Below are 2,119 nucleotides of genomic sequence, written 5' to 3' on the forward strand. Positions count from 1 at the left end.
GCGATGATCAGCAGCGGGACCTGGATCCGGGCCATGAAGTCGGGGTCGTTGACGGCTTCCGAAGCTTTCGCGGCTGCCCGCAGCCAACGGATCGTCGGCCCGCCAAGCGCCAGTTGCGGGTATTCTTCATAGATCCGTGTGTTGCGCCGATAGCGTTCCGGGTCCGATGTCAGCTTGTTGGTCTCGAAAGGGGCCGTTGCCCTCGGCCGCGGACCCCAGGCGGCATAGAGCCGGCCGAGGCCGAGAGCGCAGAACAGGGAACAGACGCGGCGAACCGTCGAGATCGAGACCGGAAGGTCGGGCAGCGTCAGGAAAGGCGCGATCAGCACCATGCGCCGGACGCGGTTCACCATCGACGGCGCGGCCAGCAGGGTGATCAATGCGCCTGCCGAATGGGCCAGGATGTAGTAGGGTCCGCGGCAATCGGGCAGCACGATCTCCTCGAAGAACTGTTCGAGGTCGGCGGTGTAGTCGCGGAAGCTGCTGACGTAGCCGCGCTGGCGATCGCGGATCAGCCGGTCTGAATCGCCCTGGCCGCGCCAGTCGAGCGTGGCGACGCCAAAGCCACGATCGGCAAGGTTGCGGATGGTTTCGAAATATTTCTCGATGCACTCGTTGCGGCCGGTGAGCAGGACCACGGTGCCCTTCATCGGGCGAGCGACCGCGCCGAACAGGCCGTAGCGGATATTCTTGCGGTCACGCGTGGTGAAGAAGCCGCCGGCGGCGTTTTCCGGCCGCGGATTGCCCTCGATTTCGTGAAAAAGGGAGTTTTCGGTGAAAAGATCCGTCATTCGGCGCTTCGTGCTCGGCGTCTCGCATGCCCGCCTGCGCTGGCCGGCTCCGCTATGGTGATAGACGCCCATGCGCCAAAAGCCAAGGAATTCCCGGTGACTGACTGGGCTGCAACAGGGAAGGCCGGAAGCCGCTTGAAAGCGTGCTTCCGGCCTCTGTCGATCCGGGAGGAAGGGACGTTACACCCGGTCGGCCTCGTTGCGGTGCCTGTTGTGCAATCGGCGCCGCCAGTCCTTGATCCTGGAATGGACTTTAGCGCCGGCTGCCTGAACGCGCGCCGAAGTGCCGGTTCATCTGCCGTTCATCAAGGGTCCGGCCGCCGTGGCTTTTGCCGCCAGGTGAAATCTTGAAATGCTTTCCAGCGCTCCCCAAATGTCTCGTGCGGTCGCCAATGTAGGGGCCGCTGGCCCACCCGAAACGCCGCTCAAGGGTTTCGCACCGGCCATACGCAAACCATGTTGCTCAACAGGAGAACACCTCATGCGTCACGTTGATTTTTCCCCGCTTTATCGCTCGACCGTCGGCTTCGATCGTCTGTTCACGATGCTCGATTCGCTTGCGCAGCCGGATGGCGCGCAGACCTACCCGCCCTACAACATCGAGCGCACCGGTGAGGATTCCTACCGGATCTCGATGGCGGTTGCCGGCTTCTCTGACGAGGAAATCTCGATCGAAGCCCATCGCAACGTGCTGACCGTGAAGGGTGAGCGCAAGGACGAGGGCACCGGCGAAGGCTCTGAACTGCTCTATCGCGGCATTGCCTCGAGAGCCTTCGAACGCCGCTTCCAGCTTGCCGACCACGTCGAAGTTGTCGGTGCTTCGCTGAAGAACGGCCTGCTGTTCGTCGACCTCAAGCGCAACATCCCCGAGGAGCTGAAGCCGCGCAAGATCGCGATTACGGCATCTTCGGCCAAGGCCAAGCAGATCGAGGCCAAGACCGCTGCCTAAAGTACAAGTCTCCTCCCGAGACGGAAGCGGCGCCGAAAGGCGCCGCTTTTTTGTTATCGGGGATTTCGGTATCAGGCGATCAGCTGGCCAAAACGGTCGACCTCATCGGCCGTCGTCGCGAAGCTGGTGACGAAGCGATACAGCAACTCGTCCTCGCTGATGTGGCCGTCAAAGCCGTGCGGCTTGTGCCAATCATAGAACGCCGCACCCGCTGCCTGCAGCTTTTCAGCTTCGGCTTTCTTGATCACTGCGAAAACCTCGTTTGCCTGCGGCAGCCATGCCAGTTTTGCCGTGGCCGAATCCTCGATCGCGGCGGCAAGGCGTGCGGCCATGGCGTTGGCGTGGCGGGCGGTGTCCAGCCACAATCCGTCTTTGAAAT

The 2,119-nt window shown here is 62.4% G+C and carries 2 protein-coding genes and 1 pseudogene; 1 reads left to right on the top strand and 2 read right to left on the bottom strand.

All coding sequences use genetic code 11. The features are described 5' to 3' along the window. Window positions 1-791, bottom strand: a 791-nt coding sequence (locus tag EN884_RS34105; protein ID WP_164895357.1) for an alpha/beta hydrolase, incomplete at its 3' end; no start/stop codon positions are given. A 481-nt stretch (window positions 792-1,272) separates the two neighbouring features. Here EN884_RS34105 and EN884_RS34110 point away from each other — a divergent pair. Then, window positions 1,273-1,740: an Hsp20 family protein gene (locus tag EN884_RS34110; protein WP_013529716.1), complete on the top strand. Its 468-nt coding sequence runs from the start codon at window positions 1,273-1,275 to the stop codon at window positions 1,738-1,740. 71 nt (window positions 1,741-1,811) lie between these two features. Here the strand turns inward: EN884_RS34110 and EN884_RS34115 are convergent. Then, a pseudogene (locus tag EN884_RS34115) lies at window positions 1,812-2,119 on the bottom strand (low specificity L-threonine aldolase); the annotation flags it as partial.

The organism is Mesorhizobium sp. M7A.F.Ca.AU.001.01.1.1 (genome assembly GCF_004022735.1).
GTDB lineage: Bacteria > Pseudomonadota > Alphaproteobacteria > Rhizobiales > Rhizobiaceae > Mesorhizobium > Mesorhizobium ciceri.